The organism is Mycolicibacterium iranicum (genome assembly GCF_002101705.1).
GTDB lineage: Bacteria > Actinomycetota > Actinomycetes > Mycobacteriales > Mycobacteriaceae > Mycobacterium > Mycobacterium iranicum.
Genome location: NZ_LQPC01000067.1, coordinates 1 through 17,832 on the forward strand (window position 1 = coordinate 1; position 17,832 = coordinate 17,832).

Below are 17,832 nucleotides of genomic sequence, written 5' to 3' on the forward strand. Positions count from 1 at the left end.
CTATCCTCGCCACAGCAGGGCCCGAACATGAGGAATTACGTGACGGCAGCCCCTGGGGAATTACGTGACCGTCGGCAACTGGCGCTATGCATGCGCTGGGCAGCCTGATCGCCGACCTCCCCGAGGGCACGGTCGTGACCGATCCCGACATTCTCGAGTCCTACCGGCAGGATCGCGCCGCCGATCCCAGTGCAGGTGTCCCGCTGGCCGTCGTCCGGCCGCAGCGCACCGAAGAAGTCCAGACGGTCCTGCGTTGGGCCAGCACCCACCGGGTGGCCGTGGTGCCGCGCGGGATGGGCACCGGATTGTCCGGCGGCGCAACGGCGCTCGACGGCAGCATCGTGCTCAGCACTGAGAAGATGCGCGACATCACCGTGGACCCGGTCACCCGCACCGCGGTCGTCCAGCCCGGGCTGCTCAACGCGGAGGTCAAGAAGGCCGTCGCCGAGTACGGCCTCTGGTATCCGCCGGACCCGTCCTCGTTCGAGATCTGCAGTATCGGCGGCAACGTCGCCACCAACGCCGGCGGTCTGTGCTGCGTGAAATACGGCGTGACAACCGATTACGTGCTCGGACTTCAAGTGGTGCTGGCTGACGGCACCGCGGTGCGGCTCGGCGGGCCGCGCCTGAAGGATGTCGCCGGCTTGTCGCTGACGAAGCTCTTCGTCGGCAGCGAAGGGACACTCGGGGTCGTCACCGAGGTCACGGTGAAGCTGCTGCCTGCCCAGAATCCCGCCTGCACCGTCGTCGCCACCTTCGACTCGGTCGAGGACGCGGCCGCGGCGGTGGTCACCATCACCGGCAAGATCCGACCCTCGATGCTCGAGTTCATGGACTCTGCGGCGATCAACGCCGTCGAGGACAAGCTCAAGATGGGATTGGACCGCGAAGCCGGGGCGATGATGGTCGCGGCAAGCGACGACCGTGGGCCCTCCGGCGCGTCGGACGCCGAATTCATGGCCGAGGTATTCACCAAACACGGTGCCAAGGAGGTCTTTTCGACGTCCGATCCCGACGAGGGTGAGGCGTTCGTCGCGGCGCGACGCTTCGCGATTCCCGCCGTGGAGGCCAAGGGTTCGCTACTGCTGGAGGACGTGGGCGTCCCGCTGCCCGCGCTGGCCGACCTGGTCAGCGGGGTGGAGAAGATCGCCGCCGAGCGCGACCTGACGATCTCGGTCATTGCCCACGCCGGCGACGGAAACACCCACCCGCTGATCGTGTTCGATCCGGCGGACGCCGCGATGGAACAGCGCGCGCAGCAGGCGTTCGGCGAGATCATGGATCTGGCGGTGGGACTCGGTGGCACCATCACCGGCGAGCACGGTGTCGGCAGGTTGAAGCGGCCGTGGCTCGCCGGGCAACTCGGACCTGAAGCGATGGAACTCAACCGCCGCATCAAAGCTGCCCTAGACCCCGACGGCATCCTCAATCCCGGCGCGGCGATCTGAGTCCTTCACACCAGGTTCTTGGCGATCAGCGACTGCGCGGTATCGAGAATGGTCTCGCTGACCGGTCGGGGCGTCCAGCCCAGTACGGCCTTGGCCTTGGCATTGCTGATCTGCGGGCGCCGACCGAGTCGAGACACCGCCTCGCGCAACGCCGGAGCTGTCCGAGCGAGTTCGCGGACTTCGGCTTCGCTGTACTCGCTGGTGGGAACCTTCGATGCGGCGGCCCCCAGCCCCTCGCGCAGGATGCGTGCGATCCCGAGAAAGCTCTCCGCAGGTCCGTCGGCAGTCAGCAGCATGCGTTCGCCGGCGGCGCCGGCAGTCTCCAGCGCCTGCAGGTGGGCGGTAGCGACGTCGCGCACGTCGACGACGCCGAAGTACTGCGGAGCAACCCGATCGAGGGCACCGGCGAGCATCGACTGGATGAACTTCACCGACGTGGAAAGATGCGGGCCGAGAGTGGGGCCGAAAATGCCCACCGGCACCAAGGTCGTCAGGTCGAGCCCGCCGCCCTGCGCATCGATGAAGTCCCATGCGGCGCGCTCGGCAATGGCCTTGGACCGGATATAGGCGGTGTTGTCGTCGTCCGGGTCGGTCCAGTCGTCCTCGGTCCAGTGCTCGCCCGCTTTGTCGGAGTACCCCACGGCGGCGAACGAGGACGTCATGACGACCCGGCGGCACCCCGCATCGCGGGCGTGACGCAGGACCCGAAGGGCGCCTTCGCGCGCGGGGATGATGATCTCGTCGTCGTTCTCGGGAGCCTCGGCAGGAAACGGTGAGGCGATGTGCAGTACGTCTGCGACTCCGGCGACCGCCTCCGCCCACCCGTCGTCAGCGGTGAGGTCGGCGAGCACTATCTCGATCAGTCTCGGGTCCAGCCCCTGCCCGGCAACGGTTTCGGAGAGTTCCTGGGCGCGGGCTCGGCTGCGCAGGGCGGCGCGCACAGGGTAACGGCGGCGGAGCAGCTGACTGACGACGTGGCTGCCGACGTAGCCGGCGGCACCGGTTACCAGCACCAAGGACTTGTCACTCATCCGCGTTGAGGAGATGTGGTCGGGGCGACGTCATCGGTTGTGTCATTTCTCGAAGGCTTTCCGCAGTGTGTGGACCGCCAGTTCGACCGCGGCGGTGGTTGCCGCGGTCGCGCGCAGAGGGTTGAGCATCATGAAATCGTGGATGATGCCGTTGAACCGGACGCTGGTGGTGCGTACGCCGGCCGCAGTGAGTTTCCGGGCGTACGCCTCACCCTCGTCGCGCAGGACGTCGTTCTCGTCGACGATCACCAGCGCCGGCGGCAAGTCCCGCAGGTCGTCGACAGTGGCGCGCAGCGGCGAGGCGGTGATCTCCGAGCGCGTCGCCGCGTCGGGTAGGTAGCAGTCCCAGAACCACGCCATTGCCTTTGCTGTGAGAAACGGGCCCTCGGCGAACTCTCGGTAGCTGCTGGTGTCCTGGCCGGCGTCGGTCACCGGGTAGTACAGCGACTGGTGGACGAAGGTGACGTCGCCGCGCTGTTTGGCCATGATCGCCACCGCAGCGGCCATGTCACCGCCCACTGAATCACCGGCCACAGCCATCCGCGCGGCGTCCAACCCCTCGCTGGCGCCGCGCTCGGTGATCCACTGGGCGGTGGCATAGGCCTGCTCGATCGCCACCGGGTACCGCGCCTCCGGTGAGCGGTCGTACTCCACAAACGCCACTGCCGCGTGGGCACCGACCGCCAACTCGCGCACGAGGCGGTCATGGGTCGCCGCATTGCCCAGCACCCAGCCCCCGCCGTGGATGTAGAGAACCACTGGCAGCGGACGATGCGCGGCGGGCGGCGTCACGATCCGTACGGCCACATCGCCGTGATCGCAGGGCACCGTGACCCACAGCTCGTCGACATCGAGCTTGTCGATCGGAGCAGCCTGCACATCGTCGAGTACCTTGCGAGCACCTTGAGGGCCCAGCTCATAGAGGAAGGGTGGCTTGGCGGTCGCATCGGCGAACTCCTGGGCCGCCGCTTCCAGCACGTGATCACTCATACCGGCAGCCTCCCAACGCGGCGCGTGTCAGGGACCACGGAAAACCCGTAGTCCTTGGCCGATGCAGCCCGTGACTACCGAGCGTGGCGCGCACGGATCGTGGACTACGGGTTTTCCGTGGTCCCTGACCAGTCTCCCGGGTGGCAGCGTCGTAGGTGTGAGGAGAAACCGATGAGCACCACCACCCGTGTCGTGGTCGTGGGCGGGGGATACGCCGGTGTCCTGGCCGCCAACCGGCTGCGCCAACGCCCCGACATCGACGTCACCCTGGTCAACCCGCGGCCGCAGTTCGTCGAACGAATCCGGTTGCACCAGTTGGTCGCCGGTAACGACGACGCCATCGAGGACTATTCGACGGTGCTGGCCGACTCGGTGACATTGGTGGTCGACAGCGCCGAGCGCATCGACGTCGCCGCTCACTCGCTGCGGCTGGCCTCTGGCGCCACCCTTGACTACGACTACTTGATCTATGCCGTCGGAAGCACCGCCCCGGTCCCGGCCGCGGTACCCGGTGCCGCTGAATTCGCCTATCCGCTGGGCGAACTGGAGGCCGCGCAGCGGCTGGCCGCCCGCCTGGCCGACATTCCGATGCAGGCGCCGATCGTGGTGGTCGGCGGCGGTCTGACGGGTATTGAAGCCGCCTCCGAGTTCGCCGAAGCCGGCCGCAACGTCACCTTGGTCACCGGTGCGCTGGGCCCCTCGCTGACCAAGGGCGGCCGCCGCTCGGTGGCCAAGCGCCTGGCGAAGCTCGGCGTCACCGTCGTCGACAACGAAACCGTCACGCAAATTCGGTCGGACCGAATCACGTTGCGCAACGGTAAAGAACTGCCGAGTGCGGCCACCGTGTGGACCGCGGGTTTCGGGGTCCCCACACTGGCCGCCGACAGCGGCATGAGCACCGACCGGCTGGGCCGGCTGCTCACCGACGAAACTCTCACCAGCGTCGACGATCCCACGATCATCGCCGCCGGAGACGCGGCCTCACCGTCGGCACAGCCGCTGCGGATGAGCTGCCAACTCGCCATGCCCCTGGCCTCCCACGCCGCCGACACCGTCCTGGCGCGACTCGACGGGAACGATCCCGAGAACCTGAACCCGGCCTCGGTGGGCCAGTGCATCAGCCTGGGCCGCCACGCAGGCACCATCCAGATGTCGCACTTCAACGACGAAGCGCTGCCGTTGCACCTCGGCGGTCGACTCGCCGCCACCATCAAGGAATCTGTGTGCAAGGGCACGGTGTCCTTCCTCGCCAAGGAGGCCCGCAAACCGGGTAGCTATTTCTGGCCCAAAGGCGGTAAGCGGCAGAAGAATCTGAAGAGAGGAACAGTCGATGTCTGACGTCATGGAGAAGCTCATGACGGCGATGACCGTCATTCAATCGGTCAAACCGCCCCACATCCCCGAGGGCGCGGACGCCATGACCGCGATCATCGAATGGGGCCCGGGAGACAAAGGCGCACCGCCGCATCGTCATCCCGGTGGGCCGTGTTTCGGGTACGTCCTCGAGGGAGAGATGCTCTTCGAGCTCGAAGGAGAGGCACCGCGGGTCATCAAGGCCGGCGAGGCGTTCTGGGAACCGGGCGGCGACGTCATCCACTACTCGGACGGCAACAATCGCGAGGACATCCCGCTACGTTTCCTGGTGACCATGCTCTGTCAGCCGGGCGTCCACATGTTCGTCATCGTCGACGGCGCAGAACTCGAACAACGCAAGGACCGCCGATTTCAGAAGGGACAGTCATGAAGATCACCGTGGTGGGCGCTACCGGCCTGATCGGCACCCAGGTTGTCGAATTACTCAGTGCCGCAGGACATGACGTCAATGCCGCATCTCGGTCCTCCGGCGTCGACGCTGTCAGCGGAGACGGTGTGGGCGCTGTTTTCGAGGGCGCCGACGTGGTTGTCGACGTGCTCAACTCCCCCACCCTGGAACCCGGCCCTGCACTGGAGTTCTTCACCGCCACGGCCACCACTCTGCTCGCGGAAGCCAAGAAGGCCGATGTGCGGCACTACGTGGTGTTGTCGATCGTCGGTGTCGGCAGCATCGAGGCCGACGGCTACCTCCACGGCAAGCATCTCCAGGAACAATTGGTGGCCGACTCCGGCGTGCCGTACACCATCGTGCGCGCCACCCAGTTCCACGAATTCACCGGGGGCATCACAGATTCAATGATTGTCGACGGCGAAGTGCGCGCCCCGGATGCCCTGATCCAGCCCGTCGCAGCCGCCGAGGTCGCAGGCGTCGTAGCCAGGGTGGCGAACGAAGCGCCGCGCAACGATGTTCTCAACTTCGGCGGGCCGGAGAAGATGTCGTTCGCCGACCTGGCCCGCGCCGTCTTCGCCGCTCAGGGTAAGGACCTACCCGTCACTGTCGATCCGCAGGCCACCTATTTCGGTGTCCCGGTACAGCAGAACAGCCTGGTGACCGGTGATGGCGCCGAGCTGGGTACCACGCGTCTCTCGGAGTGGCTGGACCGGTGACCGAACTTGCCGGGTGCACCGCCCTGGTCACCGGCGGGACCGCCGGTATCGGCTTTGCGACAGCCCAGCGACTGGTGGACGGGGGCGCCTCGGTGATCATCACCGGCCGCAACCCCCAGCGCGGCCAGCAGGCTCAGGAAAAGCTTGGCCCGACAGCGCAATTCGTCGCTGTCGACATGGCCGACCCAGCCGGTGTGGAACGGCTGGCCAAGAAGTACGAGCTCGACATCCTGGTCAACAACGCCGCCCGCTTCCCTGCCAGCTTGACCGTCGACCAGGACGAGAACGAGTTCGGACACACCTTCGCCGCCAATGTCCGAGGGCTCTACTTCCTGGTGGCCGAGACGGCGCCCACCATGATCCAACGCGGCGGCGGGGCCATCGTGAACGTCACCTCCATGGTGGCGTCCAAAGGTGTTCCCGGCGCGTCGGTGTACAGCGCATCCAAAGCAGCGGTCGAGCAGTTGACCCGGACGTGGGCAGTCGAGTTCGGTCCGCACAACATTCGGGTCAACAACGTCGCGCCAGGCCCGACCGCCACCGAGGGCGTCGTGGCCGAATGGGGGGAAACCAACGACGAACTCGGCCGCGCACTACCGCTCGGGCGGACCGCAGACCCCAGCGAGATCGCCGAGGCCATCTACTTTCTGGTCTCGCCGCGCGCCAGCTTCATCACCGGAACCACCCTGCACGTCGACGGCGGCGGCACTGCCGTCTGAAAGGAGAATGATGGACTTCGACGACGTGGTGCTTCGTCGGCACTCCTCCCGAATGTTTCTGCCGGACAAGCCCGTACCGCAGGAGTTGCTGCAGGAAGCGCTGACTTTGGCCATGCGCGCACCCTCGAATTCCAATGTCCAACCCTGGCGGGTTTTCCTGACCTCGGGCGCTCGCCGGGAACGTCTCGGCGCTGCCTTGGCCAAGCAGGTGCGCACCACCCCGCCCCCGAATCTCGGTCTGCCCGACTCGCACAGCCATCTGCGCCGCGAGCTCGGCGCCCTGCTGTACGGCGCCATGGGCGTGGCTCGCGACGACAGCGAGGGCCGCTGGACCGCGCAGCTGCGCAACTGGGATTTCTTCCACGCCCCGGTGGCCGGGATCGTCTGTATGCACCGCGATCTGGGGCTGCCCGACGCCATCGGGGTGGGCATGTTCCTGCAGACCCTGCTGCTGGCGTTGACCGAACGGGGCCTCGACAGCTGTGTCCAGGTATCCACCGCCCTCTACCCGGACGTGGTGCGCGAGCAACTCGACATTCCCGACGACCTCACCGTGCTGTGCGGAATCTGCATCGGCTACGCCGACCCGGCATTTCCGGCCAACAGCATCAACACGCCACGCAACCCGGTGACCGCGAACGTTGTGTTTCTCGAGGACTGACGTGGACGTGCAGCCGCCACTGCGCACCGGCCAACCCGTGGCAGGGTGGCGCGAGCTCCTGGACCCGGGCCGCTGCGTTGCGTCGCAGAGCCTCAAGGACGAGTTGCGTACGGTGTTTCTCTTCGAGTTCCTCACCGACGAGCAACTCGACGCTCTGGGCTCTAACGGCATCATCACCACCGTCGACGTAGGGCCGGTGTGCCGGGAAGGCGGATTGGCGCAATCGTTTTACGTATTCCTCGACGGCGGCGACGTGGTGACGACGAAGCGCTCGGGAGCCCAGGACGTCGAATTACACCGTACATCCGAGCGCGGTACCTACTTCGGCGCGATCTCCGGCTGCGCCACCGTCTACGACGTCACCGTGCGGGTGACACGGCGGTCGCGGCTGTTCGTGGTGGCCGCCGACTTCTTCGCTCGGTTCATGCAGACGGTGTGGCCCGTCGCGGTGCACCTACTGGAGAGCACCGCGATCGGCGGGCTGCGCCAGCGACAGCTCCTGGGCCTGCAAGAGAAGCAGCATGCCCTGGCCACCCTGACAGCCGGACTCACCCATCAACTGAACAACCCCGCTGCGGCCACGGTCCGGGCCGTTGCCGACCTGCGCGACAGCTTGGCCGAGTCGCACCGCAATCTGAGTGTCCTGGCGGTGACCGACCCGGACGCGCTGCCGGCCCTGCTTGCGCTGCAGGCCGACATCACCGGAAGCACTGCAGCAGAAACACTCTCGCCGCTGGAGGCCGCAGATCGCGAAGACGCGATCGACGACTGGTTTGGCGAGCACGGCATCGACGACAGCTGGCGCTACGCCCCCACACTGGTGGAGGCCGGTCTGGACGTCAGCTGGCTGGACCGCGTCGCGGCGGCCGTCGCACCAGAGTGCCTGGAGTGCGCCATCAGCTGGCTCAAACAGTTCATCGACAGCGAGATGCGTATCCGGGAGATCGCCGAGGCCGGCGCCCGCATCACCGCGGTGGTCAACGGCGCCAAACCCTACTCTCAGATGGATCGCGGCCCGTACCAGTGCATCGACGTCCACGAGATGCTGCGTAGCACCGTGCTGATGTTCGGCGACAAGATCGCCATGATGGGTCATCCGGTCACCCTGGTCAAGGACCTCGACCAGACCCTGCCCGAATTGCACTGCTATCCCGCCGATCTCAATCAGGTGTGGACCCATCTGATCGACAACGCCCTGTACGCGATGAACGGCCGCGGCACGCTGACCGTGCGCACCCGACGAGAGAACGACTCGATGATCCGGGTGGAGATCTGCGATGACGGACCCGGCATTCCCGACGACATCATCGACCGCATCTTCACCCCGTTTTTCACCACCAAGCCCGTCGGGGAAGGCCCCGGGCTGGGACTCGATCTGGCGTGGCGCATCGTCGTGGAGCGGCACCGCGGCCGCATCTCGGTCCAATCAACCCCTGGCGACACCCGGTTCATCGTCTGCCTCCCCCTGGAAGCACCCGCCCCGGGCAGTTAGGGGAACTTCTGCCGCAGTTGCCGCCGTGATCGAATCTCAAGCTTGGTGAACACTTTCCGCAGATGCCACTCCACAGTGTGCGCACTGATGAACAGCTGGCCGGCGATTTCCTGATTGGTCAGGCCCTGGCCGGCCAGCTCCGCGATCTGACGCTCCTGCGGGCTCAACGCGTCGCCGGCGCCCATGGGCTGCTTACGCGTTTTCTGGCCGGCAGCCTGTAGCTCTCGTCGCGCTCGTTCGGCGAATGCTATTGACCCCATTTGGGCGAACTCCTGGTGGGCGAAGCGCAGCGGCTCGCGGGCGGCGGTGGCAGGACCGTTACGGCGCAACCATTCCCCGTAGAGCAGGTGGCCCCGGGCCAGGTGAATGCGCTGCGAGGTCGCTTCGAAGTGGCCGATCGATTCCAGGTACAGCGCCTCGGCCTCCGCTCCACTGCTCAACAAGGCATGCGAGCGGGTCAGCGAGCCCAGGGCACGCGGTGTTCCGGCCACCCGCGTCCGGTCCCGCAGGCGACCGAAGGCCTGTTCAGCCAGCCCACGGTCCTCGCCGCGCACACCGGCCTCGACCATCTCGGCCAACAGCTCGGGAAAGAATCCGAGGTCGTCGTAGTCACAGCCATTACGGGCAGCTGCCAGGGCGTCGGCGTAGCGGCCCAGCCCGACATTGAGCACGACGGTGGCGTAGTGCGCCAGCCCGATCATCCGGCCCTCACCACGGGCCCGGCCCGACGCCAGGGCTGCGCTCGCCAATCGGGTGACCTCGGCTTCATCACCCCGCCAGGCGGCCACGATGATCCTGTGGTACTTCAACGGGGCGTAGTCGATGGCGATCGCCAGCTCGTTGGCCTCGGCGACAAGCGCACCGGCCGTGGCCAATTCACCGTTCTCCACTGCTGCACCGGCCCGCGACAACAGCGCCGACGGCAGCATTGCCAGCGCCCCGCTGTCGGTGGCCAACTGCACCGCGTGCGCAGAGACGTCACGCCAGCCGTCATCCCATGTCTCATGGATCAGGCAATCGTGAACGAGCGGGAATGCCCGCCAAAACCATCCTTGGCCGGAATCTCTGGTGGACTCCTTCAGCGCGTCAAGCGCGCGGCGCATGGCCGGCATCGCCTCGACGGCACCCACGGCCAACCGGTGAGCCAACGCATGGGTCACGAGTTCCAGCGGAGTTGTCGGCTGCAGTTTCGCCAGCGCGGCGCGCGCGGTGACGGCGACCTCGGCGGCCAAACTGTCTCCGATGCGCCCGACGTACATCGCCGCGCTGAGCGCCTCCAGGTACGCCTCGGTGGCCAGCGTGGTGTCGAGCGCCATCAACTGACCCGCTACCGCCGTGAACTGCGACACGGCGGCCACCAGCGCGTCGGGGTCACCGTCGGCGCGTGCAGAGGCGAAGGCCAGTCGGGTCCGTAGTTGCGCGGACCGGGCTCGTTGCAGGTCAGTCAGCGGCCCCAGTGCCGCGGTGGCCAACAGGCGGCGCGCGCTGTCGAACGATGCGATCTCGCGGTGGGCCTCGGCGGCGGCCAGGGCGCGGCCAGCGCGCAGGCCCGGGTCGGGCGTCAACTCCACCGCGCGCGTCAGAAAGGCTGCGGCAGAGGCTGTTCCGCCGCGCTGCAGCGCCCGGCCTGCGGAGCTCTCCAGGTCGAGTGCCACCTGCTCGTCGAGGGAGTCGGCGGCCAGCGCGCGGTGCCACGCCCGCCGGTCCGGATCGACAGCGGGGTCGGTGACCGCCGCCAGCGCCGCGTGCGCGAGCCGCCGCTGATCGGCGGTGGCACAGCGGTACGCCACCGATCGTGCCAGCGGGTGGTGGAACTGCACCCTGGTGTCGACCGCGATCAGACCGAGGTCGTACGCGGGTGTCATCGCGGCAGGTTTGAGGTCCAGATACGCCAGCGCACGCGACAGCAGGGCTGGGTCTCCCACCGGTTCGGCGGCCGCGACGAGCAGCAGCATTCGGGCGTCGTCGGGCAGATCGGCGATCAGGGCGCGGTAGTGCTCTTCGATGCCGGCTCTGACGGTACCCGTGTGCAGGGCGGTGATGTCCTTCGGAGTCTCCAACAGCGCCAACGGGTTTCCCCGCGCCTCGGCGACGATCCGGTCCAGGATCGCCGCATCCAGTCGGCCGGGGAAGGCCGACTCCAACAACCTGCGCGCGTCACCGTCGTCGAGCCCGTCCACCATGAGGGTAGGCAACCCCGCGGTGCCGTCGATCGGGGTACGCGACGCGAATACCAAACCCACGGACTCGGCCTGCAGACGGCGCGCGACGAAGAACAGCGTCTGCGCCGACACCTGGTCCAGCCATTGCACATCGTCGACGACACACACCACGGGTCGGTCCGCCGCGGCAGCCGCGAGTAACCCGAGCACCGCCAACCCGACCAGGAACCTGTTCGGGGCGGCGCCGGTATCGCTGAGCCCGAAGGCCCGCTCCAACGACTCCCGCTGCGGTTGCGGCAAACCCAGCCGGTGATCCATCACCGGGGCGCACAACTGCTGCAGGCCGGCGAACGCCAACTCCATGTCGGACTCGACTCCTACCGCGGCCAACACGGTGCAATCCGCGGCGGAATCGCGAAGAAACGTCAGCAGCGCCGTCTTCCCTATACCGGCCTCACCCAGCAGCACTCGCACTTCGCTGCGCCCGGAGCGCAGAGCGTCCAACAACTCACGCAGCGCCAGGCATTCGGCGGTGCGGCCCGGTAACACCCCACTGTTTCGGTCGTGGATCGCCGTCACGATCGAGATGACCACCTGTCTGGAACGCCGGTGCAGCCCACGCCCCCGGCCGCGGTTATTGGCAAATCCTGTCACGTCAGCACGACGGATGCAGGGCTACCAGCGGACTACGGGTTTTCCGTGGTCCCTGCCGGTGCCCCGACTGCCACTGTTGTCGAATCCCACCAAAGGGAGGGCAGATTGTGAGCACATCGGAGGCCTCGGGACGTACGGCTCTGGTGACCGAGGGCACCTCGGACCTGGGACGGGTCACCGCACGCCTGCTCAAACAGGCCGGTGCTCAGCTCATCGTCAGCGGCAAAGAGGCGGCCGCGGGACGGGCCGCCGTCAACGAACTCGGTCCCGGTGCCCGCTTCATCGCCGCTGACCTGGCCGACCTGGAATCCGTCGACCACCTCGCCCGACAGGTGCCGGTCGACATCCTGGTCAACAACGCTGACGTCGTGGACGTTGACGCGTTGGCCGGTCTGTACTTCCTGGTGGCCGCCATCGCTCCCTGCATGATCCGCCACGGCGGCGGAGCGATCGTCAACGTGGCGTCCGGGACGACAGGTGCCGTCGCCGCGCTCACCCGTACCTGGGCAGCAGAGTTCGGCTCCGCTGGTATCCGCGTCAACACCGTGGTGACCGCCAGCCGGCGGAATCCGCTGGGACGGGTCGGTACACCTGTTGACATCGCCGAGGCGATCACCTTTCTCGCCTCGAGTCGGGCGAGCTTCATCACCGGCGCCACACTGCATGTCGACGGCGGGGCCAGCATCATGTGACGTGCACTAACTGAGTGGGTTTTCACCTGCCTGCGCGTGCGGTAACCCCGCGCTCCGCTGCGGCGCGACGGGCGAACTGCTCGTAACCGATTGGGTTCCGCGGCAACAACTTCGGTAGGTCGCCGAAGTCGCCGGCGGGGAGTCCGTGCGTGTCGTAGTAGGTCATCATCTGGACGTAGGTATCTTTCGCGTCCTGCGACCAGCTCTGGAATCCCCGAGTGTTCGGCGCCTCGCGCAATCCCCGAACGATGTCGGGAAGGGAACGCAACCTGGTCGACAGCAATGATGTGACGATGGCAGAACCGAACGGCGCGACGGCCAGCAGCGGATTCTTGAGCGCCTGCGGGGGGATTCGGACGGCGGTCATGGGGTGGCCAAGCACCCGGCTCCAGATGCGCGCCATGTCGTGGCGGGTGAGTTCCACCGTCGACAGGTCGTAGGTCTTGCCTATGTGCCCGTCGGGGTTCGTCAAGACGGTGGCCGCGGCGGTGGCGATGTCCTCCACGTCGACGACACCCATGCGGCTCTGCGGTGAGGTGGGGTACGGGAGCAGCCCGGAGCTGAAGAAGGCCCAGAAGTCCAGAACGTTCTGCATGTAATGCGACGGGCGCAGCACTGTCACAGGCAGATCCGAGTCGCGCAGGAGTCCTTCGACCTCGAGCTTCTGCCGATGGTGCGGGAGTTCGGCGATGTCGGGGTGAATGACTGAATGGAACACGACATGCTCGAGCTCCTCCGCTGCGGCCGCCGCGATCAGTCGTTCGGCCACAGGCCGTTCGTCGATCAGCTGGGTCGGCGCGGCATGGTATGTCTGCCGGGCTCCGCGCAGCGCATTCTCCAGATCACCCGGTCGCCTCAGATCACCGATCACCGTCTCGGTAGCCCCGTCCGCTCGCGACCGTCGCGCTTGCTCGTCGTTCTTCACGAACGCCCGCACGGGATGCCCGTCGGCGACGAGCTGTCGGACCAGTGGACGTCCGACGCCACCGGCTGCGCTGGTGACCAGAATCATGGTGAGCTCCTATCTTGAGATGGAAACGGCTGTTGCGCAATGAGTTACGCGTTGGATCAACGTTTGGTGTCGACAGGTCGCAGTGATCGGGCGAGCGCCGGCATCAGCACACGACGTGGGACGAGCCGCGCCAGTGCCGCGGTGATCGCGTTGCCGACTCCCGAGACCGCGGAGGGCGGCGTGAATCGCCGGTCGAGCGCTCGCAGGCCGGCTGCCGCGACCTGGTCAGCTGACTGCATGCGGCCGACGGCAGTGGCGTTGTCACCGATGACGTCGAAGAACTCGGTGTGCGTCGGACCTGGCGCGAAAGAGAACACCGTAACGCCGTGTTGTCGGGCTTCATACCACAGGGACTGACTGAAACTGAGTACGAACGCTTTGGCCGCAGCGTAAACCGCCAGACTAGGAACCGGTTGATACGCCGTCGTGCTGGACACGTTCATGATGGCTCCGCGACGTCGCCGAACCATCTCCGGGAGGAACGTCCGGCACAGATCCACGACAGCTGCGACGTCGACGGCCAGAACGCGGGCGAAGTCGTGCGCGTCGCCCTCGATGAATGGGCCCTGGGTGGCGAACCCGGCGCTGTTGATCAGTAGGTCGACGTCACCGTCGACGAGTGCCCGCAGCCGGGCCCCTGGATCCGGCTCCGAGAGATCCAAAGAAACTGTGGTGCAGTCGATTCCGTATGCGCGCTCCAGTTGTTTCGCCAGGTCGTCGAGCCGATCCCGGCGGCGGGCCACCAGCACCAGGTCACAACCGCGCGCGGCGAGCGCCTTGGCGAATGCCTCCCCGATTCCGGAGCTGGCGCCCGTCACCAGCGCGCGGGCCGTCCGGTCGTCGTTGCTCACCGTGCGCCTCCCTTCAATAGCGGCAGCCCGATGGGACTGCCCCGCAGGGCACATGCCCACAAGTGCGACTATTGCACTTGAAATGCAATAAATGCAAGAAGCGCTGGTCGTACGATCGGCGGATGGCCGGTAGGTCAACTCGCGGAATCGCCGCACGGCAGGCGGCTGTCGAACGAGTGCTCAGCGGACACCCAGTGGCGACCGTTGCACAAGAGATCGGCGTACATCCGTCCACCGTGCACCGATGGATCAACGCCGCCTCCGCCCGTGGCACCGATTCCGCCCCCACCGACCTGCGCTTGATGGTCGCCACTCAGGAGCTTCTCCGCGATCAGGACTACAGCCAGATCACTGTCGAAGACGTTGCCCGGCACTCCGGTGTCGCGCTGCGGACGGCCTTTCATCACTTCGAGAGCAAGCGCGAACTGTTCCGAGCAGCGATCGACAACGCGGCCATGGTCCTCGTCGACGCCATGCAGCACCAGTTCCGGGGCGCCCAGTGGCCGGAGGACCCGCTCCAGCAGTTGAGCATCTTCCTTGGCCTGTCCGCCGAAGCGATCTACGCCACTCCATCGGCGCACGTCCTGTTCCGCGACCTCGGAGTTCCGCGCTCAGAATGCTTTTCTCAGCGGTGGCACGACAGCTTCGAACACGGCATCGAGCAGCTTCTGGCCCGCTGCGCTGCATGCGCGGCGATCGACCCCGACACCGATGTGCCCGCAGCAGCTCACGCTCTCACCGGCGCGATGCGGGGAATCCATGCCGCCGTGTTCGACGGCGGTGAGCCAGCACAAGCTCTGCGGATCGTCTATCGCCTCCATCTCACGGTGTCGGCCGCCTGACGTCTTGGTTCGACAACCATCCTCTGAGGGGCTGCCCTTGGACTGTGATCCAAGTAGTTGGCGACCGTTGCCTCTACTCTGGCGGCATGACCGTTCGGCAGCGCCTGCACTGGTTGACTTTGCACGGCGTGATCCGCGCACTCACCACGGTCGGGGCCCGCCGAGGCGATCTGCAGGGCCGGCTTATCGCGGATCCCGCCGCCCGCGCCAACCCCGGCGAGTTCTCCGACGAGATCCGAAGCCACGGGAGGCTCGCCCGCGCCCGCGCGGCCTGGCTGACAGCCGATCACGCCGTGGTACATCAGGTACTCCGCTCCGATGATTTCGCCGTGACGACGAGCGGCAACTCCCTGCCGTCGCTGCTCGGCCGGATCGAGGAACGCTTGCGCGCCCGCGACCGCATGCATCCGCTTCTGCCACCGTCGCTGCTGTCAGTAGAGCCGCCCGACCACACCCGCTACCGCAAGACCGTCTCCTCGGTCTTCACCGCTCGGGCGGTGGCGGCGCTGCAGGAGCGCATCGAGTCGACAGCGGCCGAGCTGATCAAAGATCTCGACGGCGAATCCGGCGTCGTGGACATCGTCGACCGATACTGCTCGCAGCTGCCGGTGACGGTGATCGGCGACATTCTCGGAGTGCCCGAACATGACCGGCCCAAGATCCTGCAGTACGGCGAGCTCGCAGCCCCGAGCCTGGACATCGGACTGTCCTGGCCCCAGTTCCTTCGCGTCGAGGAAGGTCTTCACAGCTTCACGGAGTGGTTGACACAGCACATTCGAGAGTTGAGGGCCTCGCCGGGAGACGATCTGATGAGCCAGCTGATCGAGGCCAACGACGACGGCACCCGCCTCGACGACTCCGAGCTGCTCGCCACTGCAGGTCTGGTGCTGGCCGCGGGTTTCGAGACCACGGTCAACCTGCTCGGTAACGGGATCGAGCTGTTGCTCCGCCACCCAGATCAACTCGACGTGCTGCGCGAACAGCCCGAAGTATGGCCCAACGCCGTCGAGGAGATCCTGCGGCTGGAATCACCAGTGCAGCTCACGGCGCGCATTGCCCTGGCGGACAACGAGATTGCGGGACACACGATCCGGGCGGGCGACTCGGTCGTGCTGTATCTGGCCGGCGCCAACCGTGACCCCGACGTCTTCCCGAACCCCCACGCCTTCGACGTGACCCGCGACAACGCCGGACGGCACCTGTCGTTCTCAGGGGGCCGGCACTTCTGTCTGGGTGCGGCACTCGCCAGATCGGAGGGTGCGGTCGGCCTACGCACGTTCTTCGATCGCTACCCGGACCCGACCCTGGCCGCTGGCGGCCGTCGACGGGACACCCGCGTCCTGCGTGGATGGGCGACCCTGCCGGTCGACCTTGGTTAGCGCAGACCCGCCGCCGCGAATCAAGCCTTGGTTCGCCGCACTCGAACCGCAAGCGCTGCAACCGTTTCCGGATACCTCCGCACTGCCGGAACGAGCTCAGCAGCTCGCCGAGGCGTTGGGCCCCGGCCCCGCCGGCTGGGCCGTCGAACTGGGTGCGTTAATGGCGTCGCGCGTCACCGCCGCAATACCCGAGCTGGCGGTGGATGTCGTCGCAGATGAGGTCGCCAGGGGGTGCGAAGCTGTCGCGCTGGGTGCGTTGTCCCTGGTCGCCCTCGACGATGACGTGGCGTTCGCGAAGATGCCCGAGATCCTTGCGGGTCCAATGGAAGTGGTCGCGCGCGGCATCGGTATCGAACACATGCTGCGGAGCATCCATCTCGCGCACTCCACAGCGGTCGCGTTCTTGCTCGACGCAGCCGAACGTCTCGTGCCGGAGGCGGAGCGGTTTTCCGAGATGCGGCGCATCAACGAGGTGCTGTTCGGCATCGTCGACATCCTCACCACCCGCATGGCCGAGGAGTACACGCGTGCCCACGAGGAATGGTTGGCGAGTTCAGTGGCGCTCCGCATGCAGATCGTGGAGGACGTGCTGGCGGGAAACCCGGTGCCCACCGACCGGGCCGTTCGGGTGCTCGGCTACGACCTGAACCGCTGGCACCTCGGGATCATCGTCTGGACCGGAGCGGCGGAACCCGCAGAACCGGCGCAGCTGAGGGCTGTTGCGGCGGAGACGCTCGCCGCGGCAGGGTGCGCGTCGACGCTCGTCCTTCCCGTCGGTGCACAGCGGGTGTGGGCCTGGGGTTCACGGACGACGACACCCCCCGACGCCGTGACGCCCCTGGCTTCCCCGCCGCCGGGCATTCGTCTCGCGATCGGGACAGCGGGCGCAGGAACAGACGGCTTCCGCCAAACCCACCAACGCGCAGCCGAAGTGGCCAGGCTCGGCTCGATGTCGACGCGTCAGGCCCGCGTATACCGGTATGAGGACCTGGACATCGTGGCGATGCTCAGCACCGACCTGGCCGCCGCCCGGGAGTTCGTCGCGCGCGAACTAGGGGACCTCGCGGGCAGCGCCGAGGCAGTCAGAACCGTACGTGAGACCCTCAAGTGCTACCTCGACCGGGACAGAAGCCTTGCCGGCGCCGCGGCCCATCTGCAGGTCGCCAGGAACACCGTCGCCTACCGCGTCCAACGCGCCGAGCAGCTGCGCGGCCGGCCCGCGACGGTTCGCCGCCTGCAGTTGCACGCAGCGCTTGCCCTCGTGGACGAGCTCGGTGACGTGGTACTGGGACCGGCGTCGCACTCCTTGGACTGAGGTCTGACGCGGGCGGTGCGATCTTGGACGCGAGGCCAGGTGTCAGAGGTCTGCCTCGCTGTTGACTTGGCATCGAGCCGGTCGAGCGACCGGCAGATCGGGA

The 17,832-nt window shown here is 67.0% G+C and carries 16 protein-coding genes; 11 read left to right on the plus strand and 5 right to left on the minus strand.

The genetic code is table 11. From position 1 onward, the window contains the following. The first annotated feature begins 86 nt into the window (after positions 1–86). Positions 87–1,448, plus strand: coding sequence for an FAD-binding oxidoreductase (locus AWC12_RS28430; protein ID WP_024449195.1), 1,362 nt, complete (start codon positions 87–89; stop codon positions 1,446–1,448). A gap of 5 nt (positions 1,449–1,453) precedes the next feature. Here the strand turns inward: AWC12_RS28430 and AWC12_RS28435 are convergent, their stop codons facing one another. After that, positions 1,454–2,479 (minus strand): NAD-dependent epimerase/dehydratase family protein, encoded by a 1,026-nt coding sequence (locus AWC12_RS28435; RefSeq protein ID WP_085178243.1) that lies wholly within the window; start codon positions 2,477–2,479, stop codon positions 1,454–1,456. Between the two features lie 42 nt (positions 2,480–2,521). After that, entirely contained in the window at positions 2,522–3,469 is a 948-nt protein-coding gene (locus AWC12_RS28440; RefSeq protein ID WP_085178244.1) for an alpha/beta hydrolase, read from the minus strand. 171 nt (positions 3,470–3,640) lie between these two features. Between AWC12_RS28440 and AWC12_RS28445 the strand changes: the two genes are divergently transcribed. From AWC12_RS28445 to AWC12_RS28470, 6 genes are read left to right on the plus strand one after another with little or no spacing between them, the layout of a single operon-like run. Continuing rightward, complete coding sequence (locus AWC12_RS28445) at positions 3,641–4,807, plus strand: NAD(P)/FAD-dependent oxidoreductase (protein WP_085178245.1); 1,167 nt, start codon at positions 3,641–3,643, stop codon at positions 4,805–4,807. Next, positions 4,800–5,213 carry a cupin domain-containing protein gene (locus AWC12_RS28450; RefSeq protein WP_085178246.1) on the plus strand — a complete coding sequence of 138 codons (414 nt, stop codon included), beginning with the start codon at positions 4,800–4,802 and terminating at the stop codon, positions 5,211–5,213. Before AWC12_RS28445 ends, AWC12_RS28450 begins: the two co-directional genes overlap by 8 nt. After that, positions 5,210–5,950, plus strand: coding sequence for an SDR family oxidoreductase (locus AWC12_RS28455; RefSeq protein ID WP_085178247.1), 741 nt, complete (start codon positions 5,210–5,212; stop codon positions 5,948–5,950). The genes AWC12_RS28450 and AWC12_RS28455 overlap by 4 nt, the downstream gene beginning before the upstream one ends. Beyond that, positions 5,947–6,669: an SDR family NAD(P)-dependent oxidoreductase gene (locus tag AWC12_RS28460; protein ID WP_024449189.1), complete on the plus strand. Its 723-nt coding sequence runs from the start codon at positions 5,947–5,949 to the stop codon at positions 6,667–6,669. Before AWC12_RS28455 ends, AWC12_RS28460 begins: the two co-directional genes overlap by 4 nt. Positions 6,670–6,676: 7 nt before the next feature. Beyond that, positions 6,677–7,330 carry a nitroreductase gene (locus AWC12_RS28465; RefSeq protein WP_165762868.1) on the plus strand — a complete coding sequence of 218 codons (654 nt, stop codon included), beginning with the start codon at positions 6,677–6,679 and terminating at the stop codon, positions 7,328–7,330. 58 nt (positions 7,331–7,388) lie between these two features. Further along, positions 7,389–8,822, plus strand: a complete 1,434-nt coding sequence (locus AWC12_RS28470; protein ID WP_085178255.1) for an ATP-binding protein — start codon at positions 7,389–7,391, stop codon at positions 8,820–8,822. Here AWC12_RS28470 and AWC12_RS28475 read toward each other — a convergent pair. Continuing rightward, positions 8,819–11,578: an AAA family ATPase gene (locus AWC12_RS28475; protein ID WP_234814197.1), complete on the minus strand. Its 2,760-nt coding sequence runs from the start codon at positions 11,576–11,578 to the stop codon at positions 8,819–8,821. The two genes, AWC12_RS28470 and AWC12_RS28475, sit on opposite strands and share 4 nt — an antisense overlap. A 167-nt stretch (positions 11,579–11,745) precedes the next feature. Here AWC12_RS28475 and AWC12_RS28480 point away from each other — a divergent pair, with 167 nt between their 5' ends. Then, positions 11,746–12,330 (plus strand): SDR family NAD(P)-dependent oxidoreductase, encoded by a 585-nt coding sequence (locus AWC12_RS28480; protein WP_024449185.1) that lies wholly within the window; start codon positions 11,746–11,748, stop codon positions 12,328–12,330. A 22-nt stretch (positions 12,331–12,352) separates the two neighbouring features. On the opposite strand, the gene AWC12_RS28485 is transcribed toward AWC12_RS28480, so the two are convergent. Together AWC12_RS28485 and AWC12_RS28490 are read right to left on the minus strand one after the other, a co-directional pair. Beyond that, entirely contained in the window at positions 12,353–13,342 is a 990-nt protein-coding gene (locus AWC12_RS28485) for an SDR family oxidoreductase (protein ID WP_085178248.1), read from the minus strand. Positions 13,343–13,398: 56 nt separating this feature from the next. Then, positions 13,399–14,193: an SDR family NAD(P)-dependent oxidoreductase gene (locus AWC12_RS28490; RefSeq protein WP_024449183.1), complete on the minus strand. Its 795-nt coding sequence runs from the start codon at positions 14,191–14,193 to the stop codon at positions 13,399–13,401. A gap of 122 nt (positions 14,194–14,315) precedes the next feature. Between AWC12_RS28490 and AWC12_RS28495 the strand changes: the two genes are divergently transcribed. From AWC12_RS28495 to AWC12_RS28505, 3 genes are all read left to right on the plus strand, one after another. Further along, positions 14,316–15,035 carry a helix-turn-helix domain-containing protein gene (locus tag AWC12_RS28495; protein WP_085178249.1) on the plus strand — a complete coding sequence of 240 codons (720 nt, stop codon included), beginning with the start codon at positions 14,316–14,318 and terminating at the stop codon, positions 15,033–15,035. An 86-nt stretch (positions 15,036–15,121) separates the two neighbouring features. Further along, positions 15,122–16,414, plus strand: a complete 1,293-nt coding sequence (locus AWC12_RS28500) for a cytochrome P450 (RefSeq protein ID WP_085178250.1) — start codon at positions 15,122–15,124, stop codon at positions 16,412–16,414. After that, positions 16,407–17,729, plus strand: coding sequence for a PucR family transcriptional regulator (locus AWC12_RS28505; RefSeq protein ID WP_085178251.1), 1,323 nt, complete (start codon positions 16,407–16,409; stop codon positions 17,727–17,729). Before AWC12_RS28500 ends, AWC12_RS28505 begins: the two co-directional genes overlap by 8 nt. Positions 17,730–17,832: the final 103 nt, after the last annotated feature.